The 12555-nt window shown below is 76.1% G+C and carries 13 protein-coding genes; 5 read left to right on the forward strand and 8 right to left on the reverse strand.

The genetic code is table 11. From position 1 onward, the window contains the following. Positions 1-7: 7 nt before the first annotated feature. Complete coding sequence (gene trmB, locus ACERUJ_RS14540; protein WP_370249397.1) at positions 8-763, forward strand: tRNA (guanosine(46)-N7)-methyltransferase TrmB; 756 nt, start codon at positions 8-10, stop codon at positions 761-763. Here trmB and ACERUJ_RS14545 read toward each other — a convergent pair. Continuing rightward, positions 718-1446, reverse strand: a complete 729-nt coding sequence (locus ACERUJ_RS14545) for a tetratricopeptide repeat protein (RefSeq protein WP_370249398.1) — start codon at positions 1444-1446, stop codon at positions 718-720. The two genes, trmB and ACERUJ_RS14545, sit on opposite strands and share 46 nt — an antisense overlap. 81 nt (positions 1447-1527) lie before the next feature. Between ACERUJ_RS14545 and ACERUJ_RS14550 the strand changes: the two genes are divergently transcribed. Both ACERUJ_RS14550 and ACERUJ_RS14555 read left to right on the forward strand, forming a co-directional pair. After that, positions 1528-2829 (forward strand): MFS transporter, encoded by a 1302-nt coding sequence (locus ACERUJ_RS14550; RefSeq protein ID WP_370249399.1) that lies wholly within the window; start codon positions 1528-1530, stop codon positions 2827-2829. A gap of 178 nt (positions 2830-3007) precedes the next feature. Continuing rightward, a complete protein-coding gene (locus ACERUJ_RS14555; protein ID WP_370249401.1) occupies positions 3008-4216 on the forward strand; it encodes a S8 family serine peptidase in 1209 nt (402 codons plus the stop codon). A 129-nt stretch (positions 4217-4345) separates the two neighbouring features. Here the strand turns inward: ACERUJ_RS14555 and ACERUJ_RS14560 are convergent, their stop codons facing one another. Continuing rightward, entirely contained in the window at positions 4346-5143 is a 798-nt protein-coding gene (locus ACERUJ_RS14560; protein WP_370249402.1) for an RDD family protein, read from the reverse strand. 53 nt (positions 5144-5196) lie between these two features. Here ACERUJ_RS14560 and ACERUJ_RS14565 point away from each other — a divergent pair, with 53 nt between their 5' ends. After that, positions 5197-6192 carry a stage II sporulation protein M gene (locus ACERUJ_RS14565; protein WP_370249403.1) on the forward strand — a complete coding sequence of 332 codons (996 nt, stop codon included), beginning with the start codon at positions 5197-5199 and terminating at the stop codon, positions 6190-6192. A gap of 19 nt (positions 6193-6211) precedes the next feature. Here the strand turns inward: ACERUJ_RS14565 and ACERUJ_RS14570 are convergent, their stop codons facing one another. From ACERUJ_RS14570 to ACERUJ_RS14595, 6 genes are all read right to left on the reverse strand, one after another. Continuing rightward, positions 6212-7498: a DUF58 domain-containing protein gene (locus ACERUJ_RS14570; RefSeq protein ID WP_370249405.1), complete on the reverse strand. Its 1287-nt coding sequence runs from the start codon at positions 7496-7498 to the stop codon at positions 6212-6214. Between the two features lie 28 nt (positions 7499-7526). Beyond that, positions 7527-8513: an AAA family ATPase gene (locus ACERUJ_RS14575; RefSeq protein ID WP_370249407.1), complete on the reverse strand. Its 987-nt coding sequence runs from the start codon at positions 8511-8513 to the stop codon at positions 7527-7529. Continuing rightward, entirely contained in the window at positions 8510-9685 is a 1176-nt protein-coding gene (locus ACERUJ_RS14580; protein ID WP_370249409.1) for a DUF4350 domain-containing protein, read from the reverse strand. Before ACERUJ_RS14580 ends, ACERUJ_RS14575 begins: the two co-directional genes overlap by 4 nt. Then, positions 9682-10347, reverse strand: coding sequence for a DUF4129 domain-containing protein (locus ACERUJ_RS14585; RefSeq protein WP_370249410.1), 666 nt, complete (start codon positions 10345-10347; stop codon positions 9682-9684). The genes ACERUJ_RS14580 and ACERUJ_RS14585 overlap by 4 nt, the downstream gene beginning before the upstream one ends. After that, positions 10347-11489: a hypothetical protein gene (locus ACERUJ_RS14590; protein ID WP_370249412.1), complete on the reverse strand. Its 1143-nt coding sequence runs from the start codon at positions 11487-11489 to the stop codon at positions 10347-10349. The genes ACERUJ_RS14585 and ACERUJ_RS14590 overlap by 1 nt, the downstream gene beginning before the upstream one ends. 70 nt (positions 11490-11559) lie before the next feature. Then, a complete protein-coding gene (locus ACERUJ_RS14595) occupies positions 11560-12051 on the reverse strand; it encodes a carboxymuconolactone decarboxylase family protein (protein ID WP_370249414.1) in 492 nt (163 codons plus the stop codon). Positions 12052-12454: 403 nt separating this feature from the next. Here ACERUJ_RS14595 and ACERUJ_RS14600 point away from each other — a divergent pair. Further along, the coding region (locus ACERUJ_RS14600; RefSeq protein ID WP_370249417.1) for a 30S ribosomal protein S10 at positions 12455-12555 on the forward strand (101 nt) is incomplete at its 3' end.

The following is a 12555-nucleotide window of genomic DNA, read 5'->3' on the forward strand; positions in this document are numbered from 1 at the left end:
CGCCCGCATGACCGACGCCCGCGCCGTCACCCCCGCCCGTCCGCATCACCGCTACACCGAGGACGGCCGCCGCATCCGTGAGGTGCTCACCTACTCCCGCCGCGGCAGCCGGCTCACCGAGCGTCAGCAGCACGCCTGGGACACCGAGCGGGCCCACTACCTGGTGCCCGACGACGACGTCGCCGAGGGCGTGGACTGGACCGCGGTGTTCGGTCGTGAGGCGCCGCTGGTCGTCGAGATCGGCTCGGGCGTGGGCGAGGCCACCGTCGCCGTCGCGGCGGCCCGTCCCGAGGCCAACGTGCTGGCCTTCGAGGTCTGGCGCCCCGGGGTCGCCGACACCCTGCTGCGCATCGCCGAGCTCGGTCTCACCAACGTCCGGCTGTGCCAGGTGGACGCCGTGTGGACCCTGGAGCACCGCGTCGGGGAGGGCGCGATCTCCGAGCTGCTCACCTTCTTCCCCGACCCGTGGCACAAGGCGCGGCACCACAAGCGCCGGCTGGTGAACCCCGCCTTCGCGGCCCTGGTCACCCAGCGGGTGGCGGTGGGCGGCTGGTGGCGGCTGGCCACCGACTGGGCCGAGTACGCCGCCTGGATGCAGGAGGTCCTCGACGCCGAGCCGGGCCTGCAGGGGGGACCGGTGCCGCGGTGGGACACCCGACCGGTCACCCGGTTCGAGCGCAAGGGCCTCGCGGTGGGCCGCACCATCACCGACCTGGCCTACCGGGTGTCGGCGCGCAGCAGCGCGAGCTCCTCCTCCACGTAGGGGTCGCTCTCACCGGCGGCGGTGAGCTCGGCGACCAGGTCCTCCTGCACGGCGAGCGCCTCGGCGCGTCGGTCGAGGTGGCGCAGCGCCCAGCCGACCATCCACCGGGCGACCCGGGTCGGGCCGACCTCGTCGCGGGCGCGACGCACCGCCAGGGCGGCCTCGAAGGCCGTCAGTGCCGCGGGCCACGCGCCGGCGTCGGCGTGCGCCATGCCGAGGTTGTGCAGCAGCGAGGCCTCCCACGCGCGGGCATCGGGGTCCGCCGATGCCCGCGCCACCTCCAGCACCGCCTCGGTGAGCGCGGCCTGCTCGGCCGGCGGGGCGAGCAGGGCCAGCATGTGCAGCGCGTCGACCCGGACGGCGTCGAGGCCGTGGGCGCGCGCCAGCCCCTCGGCGGCGGCGCAGGCCGCGACGGCCCGCTCGGCGTCCCCCGCGCTGCGGTGCACCCGCCCGGTCTCGAGCCGCACCTGGGCCGCGACGGCGGGCTCGGGGTGGTCAGCGTCGTGGCCGAGCAGCGCCAGCGCCTCCTCGTGGCGTCCCCGCAGCCCGAGGGCGCGGGCCACCTGCGTGCGCAGCAGGGCGGCGCGCACGCCCTGCGCCTCCTGCGCCGCGGCCCGGAAGCGGGCCTCGCTCCCCGTGGGGTCGGCGAAGTCCCACAGCGCCCGCACCTCGATCGGCAGCATCCCCGGATCCTGGCAGGTCATCGACGCAGGACGGCACGATCTCGCGCCCGCGTCGGGTCCCCGCTCCCTAGACTCGGCCGGGTGAGTGCCGTCCTCGAGCCGACGCCGGCCCGGGTGCGCCGGGTCCACCGGGCCTGGTGGGTCGCCCTGCTCACCCTGGGCGCGCTCGTCGCGACCGCCGGGTTCCGGTCCTCCACCGGCGCCCTGCTGCAGCCCCTGGAGGAGGAGTTCGGCTGGTCCCGCGCCACGACGAGCGGCGCGGTGACGCTCAACCTCGTCGTCTACGGACTCACCGCGCCCTTCGCGGCCGCGCTCATGGCGCGCTTCGGGGTGCGCCGCGTGGCGGCGGTCGCGCTGGTCATGGTGGGCCTCGGGTCGGCGCTGACGACCGTCATGACCGCGGCCTGGCAGCTCTGGCTGCTGTGGGGCTTCGCCGTCGGGATCGGCACGGGCTCGGTGGCGCTGGTCTTCGGCGCGATCGTCGCCGACCGGTGGTTCGTGCGGCACCGCGGACTGGTGGTCGGCGTGTTCTCGGGGGCGTCCTCGGCCGGGCAGCTGGTGTTCCTGCCGGTGATCGCCGTCCTCGCCGACGGACCGGGCTGGCGGTGGGCGGCGCTGGTCGTGGCGGGCACGGCGCTGGTGCTGGCGCCTGCGATCTGGCTGCTCATGGCCGACTCGCCCGCCGCCGTCGGGCGACGTCCCTACGGCGCCGACCCGCAGTCCCCGGTCCTCGCCCCCGAGGTGCCCGTCGGCGCCGCCCGGCTCGCCCTGGTCACGCTGCGCGACGCGGCCCGCCACCGGGCGTTCTGGATCCTGATGGCGACGTTCTGGATCTGCGGGTGGTCCACCAACGGCCTGATCGGCACCCACTTCGTGGCCGCCGCCCACGACCACGGCATGCCCGCCACCACGGCGGCCTCGATGCTCGCGCTGATCGGCGTCTTCGACCTGGTGGGCACGATCGCCAGCGGCTGGCTCACCGACCGCGTCGACCCGCGGCTGCTGCTCGCGGTGTACTACGGGCTGCGCGGCCTCTCGCTGCTCGCCGTGCCCTGGCTGCTGGCCGAGGTGGTGCACCCCAGCCTGTTCGTCTTCATCGTCTTCTACGGCCTGGACTGGGTGGCCACGGTGCCGCCCACGATCGCCCTGTGCCGGGCGTGCTTCGGCCCGGCGCGCGCCGGGGTGGTCTTCGGCTGGGTCTTCGCCTCGCACATGGTGGGGGCGGGCGCGGCGGCGCTGTACGCCGGGGTGCTGCGCGAGGCCACCGGCGACTACCTCGCCGCCTGGCTCACCGCCGGGCTGCTGTGCCTGGGCGCCGCGGTCGCGGTGCTGCTCGTGCCGCAGGGCCCGGTCGGGACGGACGCGGAGTCCCCCGCGCTCTGACGTCCTGGACCGGGGGGCCGGTTGCATCCCCGGGGAGTTCCGAGGGTGGATGCAAGGGTTTTCCCGCTGTGCCCGGGCCCGCGCGGTGAGCAGGGTCGGGGGCAACGGCGCACCCGCGCCGCCGACCCGTGATCCGGGTCATCACGACCGGCGCCCACCGCGCCGAAGCGGAGGAACCATGAAGACCACCACGACGGCCGCGGCCGCCTCCCTGGCTGCCCTCACCCTCACCACGCTGGTGATCGGCACGACGGGTGCGACCAGCGCCCACGCCCAGGACTCCACCGGCCCGAGCGCCCGGACCACCGGCCCCACGGCCCCGCTGCTGCGCGCCCAGGACCCCATCGCCTCGCGCTACATCGTCATGCTCGACCGCGACGCCGCCGCCCGCGCGGAGGCCCGCGACGCCGTCGCCGGACCCGGGGGCGACGTCACGCGCGTCTACACCGCGCTCGACGGCTACACCGCCACCCTCACCCCCGAGCAGCTGCAGCGGGTGCGCCGCGACCCCGACGTCGCGTTCGTCCAGCAGGACGGCCGCGTGAGCATCGAGGCCACCCAGACCGGCGCCACGTGGGGCCTGGACCGCATCGACCAGCGCGCCCGGCCGCTGTCGGGCACCTACACCTCCACCGCCACCGGCTCCGGCGTGCGGGCCTACATCATCGACACCGGCATCCTGGCCACGCACAGCGAGTTCTCCGGCCGGGTCGCGGCGGGAGCGACCGCGATCAACGACGGTCGCGGCACCACCGACTGCAACGGCCACGGCACCCACGTCGCCGGCACGGTCGGCGGGCGCACCTACGGCGTGGCCAAGTCGGTCACCCTCGTGCCGGTGCGGGTGCTCGGCTGCGACGGCAGCGGCAGCAACTCCGGCGTCATCGCGGGCATGGACTGGGTCGCCACCAACGCCACCCGGCCCGCCGTGGCCAACATGAGCCTGGGAGGTGGGGCCGACGCCGCCACCGACGCCGCGGTGGCCCGGATGACCTCCGCCGGGGTGACCGTCGTCGTCGCCGCCGGCACCGAGAACACCAACGCCTGCAACTCCAGCCCGGCGCGGGCGAGCTCGGCGATCACCGTGGCCGCCACGACGACCACCGACGCGCGGGCCTCGTTCTCCAACTACGGCAGCTGCGTGGACCTCTTCGCCCCCGGTGCCGGCATCACCTCGGCCTGGATCGGCAGCACCACCGCCACGAACACCATCTCCGGGACCTCCATGGCCAGCCCGCACGTCGCCGGCGTCGCCGCGCTGTACCTGCAGAACAACCCCTCGGCCAGCCCCGCGACCGTCACGAGCGCGCTGCTCGGCAACGCCACCACCGGCGTGGTGACCGGCGTCAACGGCTCGCCCAACCGACTGCTGTTCACGTCCTACTGAGAGGTGGCCCCACCCCGGGCCGAGCCCCCGCTCAGGACGGGCACCGCCGGGTCCGCGCACGCCGCGGACCCGGCGGTCGCCGTCCCGGGCCGTGCCGTCCCGGGCGGTGGCGTCCCGGGCTGTGGGGTCCTAGGAGAGCAGCCGACGTCGCACGGCGTCCTCGCGCGCCAACCGGGCGGCGTCGCGGTCGCGGCGGGTCGCGATCACCGCGCGCAGCAGGTCCTCGGGGTGGGTTCCTGCCGGGGGAGCGGGCGCCACGAAGGGCGCCACCCGCTCGGCCAGCCGCACCGCGACCTCCCACCGCGCGCCCGGCATCAGCTCGGGGGCCCGGCCGAGGAACTGGCGCACCGCGAGGGCCAGCGGCACCGGGAGGCGGGCGACGTCGGCGCCCGCGGCCCAGGACGCCAGGTGCGGCGGCATCACCGCAGGCGGAGCCAGCCGCAGCGGCACCCGGGCCCGGACGACGTAGGTGCCGGCCGCGTAGTCGCCCACGCGCTTGCCGCGGGCGCTCAGCAGCATCGAGAAGAACGCGACGGCCCCGAGGGAGAGGTAGATCTCGACGAAGCCGACCAGGTGCCGCATCCCGGCGTGCTGGGCGGTGATCGGGCCGGCGTCGTCGCGCACCACCCGCAGCCCCAGGGCCAGCTTGCCGACGCTGCGTCCCCCGGTGAGGGTCTCGACCGTCGCCGGCACGACCACGAACACCAGCACCGTGGCCAGCACCACCGCGGTCTGCACCAGCGCGTCGTCGGCCCGGATGGTGGCGATCCCGGCCACCAGGAAGGCCAGGACCAGCACGAGCACGGTGACGAGCAGGTCGAGCAGGCCGGCGGCCATCCGCACCGCCACGCCGGCGGCCGGGAGGTCCAGGGCCACGGCCTCGCCGGTGACGAGGTCGTCCTCGGTGAGGGAGGCGTAGTCGGACATGTCGGCATCCTAGGTCGGCGGGCCACCGGGCGCCGCGACCGTAGGGTGGGGGCGTGGACCTCGACGCCTACACCGGACACCGCGTCTCCCGCTGGGCACGGCTGGACGTGCTGGCCGGCCAGCGACGCCTCACGGGCGCGGAGGCCGACGAGCTGGTCGACACCTACGAGCAGGTCGCCACCGACCTCTCCACGATCCGCACCACCGCCCCGGACGGCACCCTGATCGCGGGGCTGTCCTCGCTGCTGGCGCGCGTGCGGCTGCGGCTGGTCGGCACCCGGGTGCCGACCTGGGCCGGGGTGGCCGGGTTCTTCACCCACCGCTTCCCGGCGGCGCTGTACCGGCTGCGCTGGTGGTGGCTGGGCTGCCTGGTGGTCAACGTCGTCGTGGCCGCGGTGATGATGCTGTGGCTGCTGGACAACCCCCAGGTCGAGCAGCAGCTGCTCTCGCCCGCGGAGGTCGACCAGCTGGTGAACTCCGACTTCGAGGGCTACTACTCCGAGTACGCCCCGGGCCACTTCGCGGCCCAGGTGTGGACCAACAACGCATGGGTGGCGGCCCGCTGCCTGGTGCTGGGGATCTTCGGACTGCCGGTCGTGCTGCTGCTGTTCACGAACATGGCCAACGTCAGCGTGATCGGCGCGATCATGATCGACCGCGACCGCGGGTCGCTGTTCTTCGGCCTGATCCTGCCCCACGGTCTGCTCGAGCTCACGGCCGTCTTCGTGGCCGGGGGCGTGGGGCTGCGGCTGTTCTGGTCCTGGATCGCCCCCGGCGCCCTCACGCGCGCGCAGTCGATCGCCCGCGAGGGTCGCACGGCCTTCGGGGTCGCGCTGGGGCTGGTGGTGGTGCTCGGGATCAGCGGGATCATCGAGGGGTTCGTGACGCCCTCGGGGCTGCCCACCTGGGCGCGGATCACGATCGGCGTCGTGGCCGAGGTGGCCTTCCTCCTCTACGCCCTGGTGCTCGGACGCCGTGCGGTGCTGGCCGGCGCCGACGGCGACCTCGACCCCTCGCTGCTCGAGGACCGCGTCGCCACCCAGGCCTGACACCGCGGGCCGGGGGCCGTCACAGCAGGCCGCGGGCCTTCAGCGCGAGGTAGTGGTCGGCCAGGGCCGGGGGCAGCGCCTCGGCGTCGACGTCGAGCACGTCCACCCCGAGCCGGCCCAGCACCTGGGCGGTCCGGGCCCGCCGGGCCAGCGCCTGCTCGGCGGCCGCGGCCTGATGCACCGAGGCGCCGTCGTCGCGGACCGCGGCGAGCCGTGCGAGCCCGGGGTCGCGCACCGAGGCCACCACGACCCGGTGGTGGCGGGTGAGTACCGGCAGCACCGGCAGCAGCCCCTGCTCCACCGAGGCCGGCTCCAGCGGCGTCAGCAGCACCACCAGGGCCCGGCCGCGGCGGCGGCCCACGAGGTCGGCCACCAGGCGGTCCCAGTCGGCCTCCACCAGCTCGGGCTCGAGGTCGGCCAGGCTCTCCTGCAGCCGGGCGGCGACGTCGCCGGTGCCCCGCAGCGCGAGCCGGGCCCGCACCCGACGGTCGCCGGCCACGACCTCCACGCGGTCGCCCGCACGGGAGGCGAGCGCGGCCAGCAGCAGGGCGGCGTCCATCGCGGAGTCCAGGCGGGGCACGTCGTCGACGCGCGCCGCGGCGATCCGGGAGGTGTCGAGCAGCAGCACGACCCGGCGGTCGCGCTCGGGCTGCCAGGTGCGTACCACCGTCTCGCGGGTACGGGCCGAGGCCCGCCAGTCGATGGAGCGGATGTCGTCGCCGCGCACGTACGCGCGCAGTGAGTCGAACTCGGTGCCCTGGCCCCGCACCCGGACCGCGGCCCGACCGTCGAGCTCGCGCAGCCGGGCGATCCGCGAGGGCAGGTGGCGCCGGGACCCGAACGCCGGCAGGCTGCGCAGCCGACCCGGCACGTCGAGGGTGGCCTGGCGCGCCGCCAGGCCCAGCGGCCCGACCAGTCGCACGGTCACGCCCAGCGCCCGCAGGTCGCCGCGGCGCCGGGGCACCAGCTCGGTGCGCACCCGCTGGGGTCGCCCGGGGTCGAGGCGCAGCCGGTGACGCCGGCCGTCGGCGCCCGCGGTGGGCTGCCAGGCGTCGCGCAGCACGCCGCGCGCGCGTCGTGCGGCGCGCACCTCCAGCAGCGCCGTCGTCGGCTCCCCGAGCCGGGTGGTGGGCGGATCGGTGCGCACCACCTCCAGGCTGCGCGGGCGGGGGGCCGCCAGCACGTCCACCGCGGCGAGGAGCACCACGACCAGCAGCCACAGCCACACGGTGCTCTGCTGCGGACGCACCAGCACGGGCAGCAGGCCGGCCGCCAGCAGCAGCGGCAGACGTCCGGTGAGGGCCATGGCGATCAGCTCCGGGATCCGGCGCGGGTCAGCGCGGCACCGGCACGGCGGCCAGCGCGGCGGCCAGGACCTGGGTGGCGTCCACGCCGTCGAGCTCGGCCTCGGGCCGCAGCCCGAGCCGGTGGGCCAGGGTGGCCTGCGCCAGGGCCTTGACGTCGTCGGGGGTGGTGAAGTCGCGCCCGTGCAGCCAGGCCCAGGCGCGCGCGGTGCGCAGCAGGGCGGTGGCACCGCGCGGGCTCACGCCGTGGGTGAGCGAGGGCGACTCGCGGGTCGCGCGGGCGAGGTCGACGATGTAGCCGGCCACCTCCGGCCCGACGCTCACGCCGGCCACCGCGCGCTGGGCGGCGTGGATGTCGGCGGGGCCGGCGACCGCGCGCACCCCCGCCCCCGCGACGTCGCGGGGGTCGAAGCCGTCGGCGTGGCGACGCAGGATCTCCACCTCGGCGCTGCGCTCGGGCAGGGGCAGGACGACCTTGAGCAGGAAGCGGTCCAGCTGCGCCTCGGGCAGCGGGTAGGTGCCCTCGAACTCCACCGGGTTCTGGGTGGCGGCCACCAGGAAGGGGTCGGGCAGCGGGTGGCTGGTGCCGTCGACCGAGACCTGCCGCTCCTCCATCGCCTCCAGCAGCGCCGACTGCGTCTTCGGCGGCGTGCGGTTGATCTCGTCGGCCAGCAGCAGGTTCGTGAACAGCGGGCCCTCGCGGAAGGACAGCTCCGCGCTGCGCGGGTCCAGCACCATCGAGCCGGTGATGTCGCCCGGCATGAGGTCGGGGGTGAACTGCACCCGGCGCGTGCGCACGTCGAGCGCCGCCGCGAGGGTGCGCACCAGCAGCGTCTTGGCCGTGCCGGGCACGCCCTCGAGCAGCACGTGGCCGCCGCACAGCAGGGCGACGATCAGGCCGGACACCGCGGCGTCCTGGCCGACGACGACCTTGCCGACCTCGGCACGCACGGCGGTGAGCCGCTCCAGGGCCGGGTCGGCGGCGGACGGCGGGGGCGGGGGCGTCGACTCGCTCATGGGCGGCGGACCTCTTCCTCGAGTTGCGTCAGGGCGCGGGCCAGATCGACCAGCGCACGGTCGTGGGCGGGGGTGGGGGCCTCGTCGGCGAGCAGGTCGTCGAGGTCGGTCCGCCCGGGCAGTCGGGCGGTGAGCGCCGCCAGCAGGACCGGGGTGGGCACGGTCGCGCCCCGGGCGGCGCCGGCGAGGCCGAGCCGGGCGGCGAGCCGGCGCCGGGTGGCGCGCCGCAGCACCGCCGCGGTGTGCGCCCGGTCGCCGATGCGGTGGTAGAGCCGGCCGCGGCTCAGCGTGGTCTCCAGGGCCCGCACCACCACCGGCAACGGCTCGATCGCGAGCCGGCCCAACCGGCGGCCGCGCCACAGGATCACCGCGAGCATCGTCAGGCCGAGCAGGGTCAGGCCGGGCACGACCGGGGCGGGCAGGAGCGAGCGCAGGCTCACGGCGTCCTCGCCGCCCAGGTCGGTGGCGTCGGGCACGTACCAGACGAGCCGGTCGCGCGCGCCGAGCAGGCGCAGCGCGATCGCGGCGTTGTCGCCGCGCAGCACCTGGTCGTTGGTGAGCAGGTCGCCGGCCCCGAGCAGGACCAGGTCGGGGCCGAGCACGAGGCTGCGGTCGAAGCACGACACCGATCCGGCGACGGCGTCGACGGTGTCGCGCGCGTCGACGACCAGGCGCAGGTCGGTGAACAGCGGGTCGGGGCAGGCGCCGAGCGGCTCCTCGGTGCCCGCGGCGGGGTCGGGCGTGCGGGCGGGCAGGGGGAGGAGGTCGAGCAGGGCGGGGCCGGGCTCGACCACGACGACCCGGGCGCCGTCGGCGGCCTCCACCAGCCGGTCCACGGTGCTGGGCCCCAGCGCCTCGGAGGAGCTGACCACCACCGTGGTGTCCGCACCCGGGCGAGCACGCTCCAGCGCGGCGGCGTCGCGCGCGACGTCCACGGCGACGCCCTGGTCGGCCAGGACCCGCGTCACCGCACGGGCGCCGTCGCGGCCGGCGCCGTCGGGGTCGAGCCGGGCGCCGGTGCCGGTGGGGTCCTGGGTGAGCACGCGCAGCACGACGGCGGCGATCAGCAGGACGCCCACCAGCAGCGGCCAGCGGGCCCGCCGCCACCGACCGCTCCCGGTGGTGTCGGCGGGACCGGTCGCCTCCACGGCCGGCGCGGCCAGCGCGCTCATCGGGCGAGCGCCCGTCGGGAACCGCCCGGCACGCCGAGGGCGTCGGCGAGGGCCAGGACCGTCTGCACCTGCGCGGCCGAGGCCGGGCGGTGGCCGTAGCAGGTGGCGTCGAACCACTGTGCGGCCTGCGCGAGGGCGGGGCCGTGGTCGGGGGCGCCCGCGGCGACCGCGACCGCCATCTCGCGGGCGGTGAGGCCCGGCGCGTCGCGCAGGAGGTGCTGCTCCACGGCGTGGGTGGCGATCGCGCGCACGGCGTCGAGCAGCGCGGCGTCGTGGTCGCCGGCGGCCAGGGCCGCCGCGGCCCGCGCGCGCAGCCCGGCCGAGCCGAGGGCGGCGTCGAGGAGGTCGGTGTCGGCGTCGCGGTGCCGGCGGGTGGGGCGCAGCCGGCGCAGCGCGAGGCCGATCACGGCCAGCAGGGCCAGCACCAGCACGGTGAGCACCAGCCAGGTGATGCCCTCGGTGCGGCCGGCCGAGGACACGCCGCGGTCGATGAGGCGCCCGAGCCAGTCCAGCACCCGCTGCACGAGGTCGTCGCGCAGGTAGTCGGGGTCGGCGAGCTCGCGGCGCAGCGCACCGCGGGCGTCGTCGGGGCTCGGGACCAGCGGGGGAGCGGCGCGCAGTGCGGCGCCGGGCGTGGCGAGGACCGTGGCGAGGACCGGCATCAGCCGAGGAGTCCCGCGCGCCGCATCAGCTCCACCTCGAACCCCTCGCGCCGCATCCGCTGGTCGAGGTACTGCAGGGTGCTCACGGCGCCGCTGAACGGCGCCACGAAGGCGGTGGCGACCACGCTCGTGAGGGCGGTCGTGACCGTCAGGGTCAGCAGGGCGTAGTCGGGCGCGGCGATCATGACGACCTGCCCGACCAGGCTCACCGGTGTGCTCAGCAGGTTGGAGGCGACGAGGGTGATGCCCACGGTGAGCAGGGCGATGCCGAACGTGCGCCAGAACGCGCCGCGGGTCAGGCGCCCGGCCACGCCGATCGAGGCGACCACCCCGCGGCGCTCCAGCATCAGGGCCGGGACGGCCAGGTAGGAGTAGCGCGTCCACAGCACCACCAGGGCGGGGAGCAGGAGGAAGAGTCCGGAGAGCACGGCCCAGGCGATGGTGGCGCCCTCGCCGACCCCGGCCGCGGCCGCCATCAGCACCGTGACGCCCCACACGGCGACGACGAGCAGGTACCCGCCCGCCAGCAGGAGGATCAGGCCGATCGCGCGCCAGCGCAGGCCGCGGGTGGCGCGCCACGCCTGCTCCAGGCTCATCCGCGCGCCGACCGCGGCGGCGAGGGTCACCTGGCTCACCATGGCGCTCACCAGGGCCGTCCCGAGGTAGAGCGCGAGCGTGCCGAGGGCCAGCCCTCCCAGGCTGAGGGCGATGCCGACGGCCTCGGAGGTGGAGATCGACCCCTGCGGCTCCAGGTTCTCGTCGAGGGAGACGTCGAGGGTGAAGGTGGCGATCAGCGACAGCACCAGCGGCAGGCTCATGGCCAGCACGCTCATCAGCACCGCCGCCCCCACGGTCGCGCGGGGGTTGGCACGGATGGTGCGGAAGGCGCCGTTGTAGATGTCGCCCAGCGTCAGGGGGCGCAGGGGGATCGCGCCGGGCTTGTGCAGGGCGACCGGCGGCCCCGGGTACGCCGGGGCAGCGGGAGTCGAGGGGTACGCCGCAGCGGTGGGGTACGCCGGGGGCGGTCCCCAGCCGGGGGCCGGTGTCGGCCCGGTGGCCGGGGGGCCGGCGGGGGCGGGGGTGCTGCCGGGCGCGCTCCAGCCCGTCGTGGGGTCCTGGGGCAGGTGGTCCGAGTCCGACATGCCGTCCTTCCGGGCCGTGGTGGGCGGGCGGGGCCCATCCTGTCAGGTCCGCGGGCGGAGGAGGGTGCGGTCAGGGGTGCTGCGGCAGCGCGCAGACCGTGTCCAGGCCCAGCACCCGGTTCAGGCGGCCGAAGGCGACCCAGGAGCCCAGGCACATCGTCAGCTCCACCAGCTCGGCGTCGGAGAACAGCGCGTGGGCGCGCTCCCAGAAGTCGTCGTCGAGGTCGGTGTGGGCCAGGGCGAAGCGCTCGGCGTACTCCGCGGCCAGGAGCGCCCGCGCGTCGAGGGCGTCCGGGGCGTCGCGCCAGGCCGCCACCGCCGCGGGGAAGGCGTCCTCCACGCGCTCGCCGTCGCGCTCGGTGCGGAAGTCGCGGCACCAGCGGCAGTCGTTGATCGCCGCGATCCGCAACCGCGCGGCCTCGAAGGTGCGCAGCTCCAGGGTGCTGTGCTCGTAGACGGCCATCGAGAGCCCGGCGGCGGCGGGCCCGATCCCGGGCACCATCCGACCCCACACGTGCGCCAGCAGGTCGGCGCCCTCGGGCACGGTGATGCGCAGGGTCATGACGGTCCTTCCGATCGGGGAGAACGAGAACACGTTCTCGTCCGGTCCGGGGATCGTAGGACGCCCTCCGCCCGCCCGCCAGCCTCGCGTGCCGACCGATTTGGTGTGGCTGCCCGTCTCTGCCAAGATATCGAAGTTGCTCCGGCGGGTTGCTGGGGTGCGCAGCACGTCTTGACTCCTGAATCGCGTCTCCCGTCCCGGGTCCTACGGCCCCGGGGGAAGTGACGAGTGATGGCCGTGCCCGCACCGCACCAGAGACCCGATCAGGCGCCGACGCCCTCGATCCCCGGGGGACTCGTGCGAGTCGCTCACGCGACACGCCCGACCGCGGGGGTCGGAGAGCGGGAGTCGGCCGGAGCGTGCCGGGACCGAGCAGAACGACGAGTAAGGACGAGAGAGACCTATGGCGGGACAGAAGATCCGCATCAGGCTCAAGGCCTATGACCACGAGGTGATCGACACCTCGGCGCGCAAGATCGTGGACACCGTCACCCGCACGGGTGC

This window comes from Nocardioides sp. (assembly GCF_964228225.1).
Lineage (GTDB): Bacteria > Actinomycetota > Actinomycetes > Propionibacteriales > Nocardioidaceae > Nocardioides.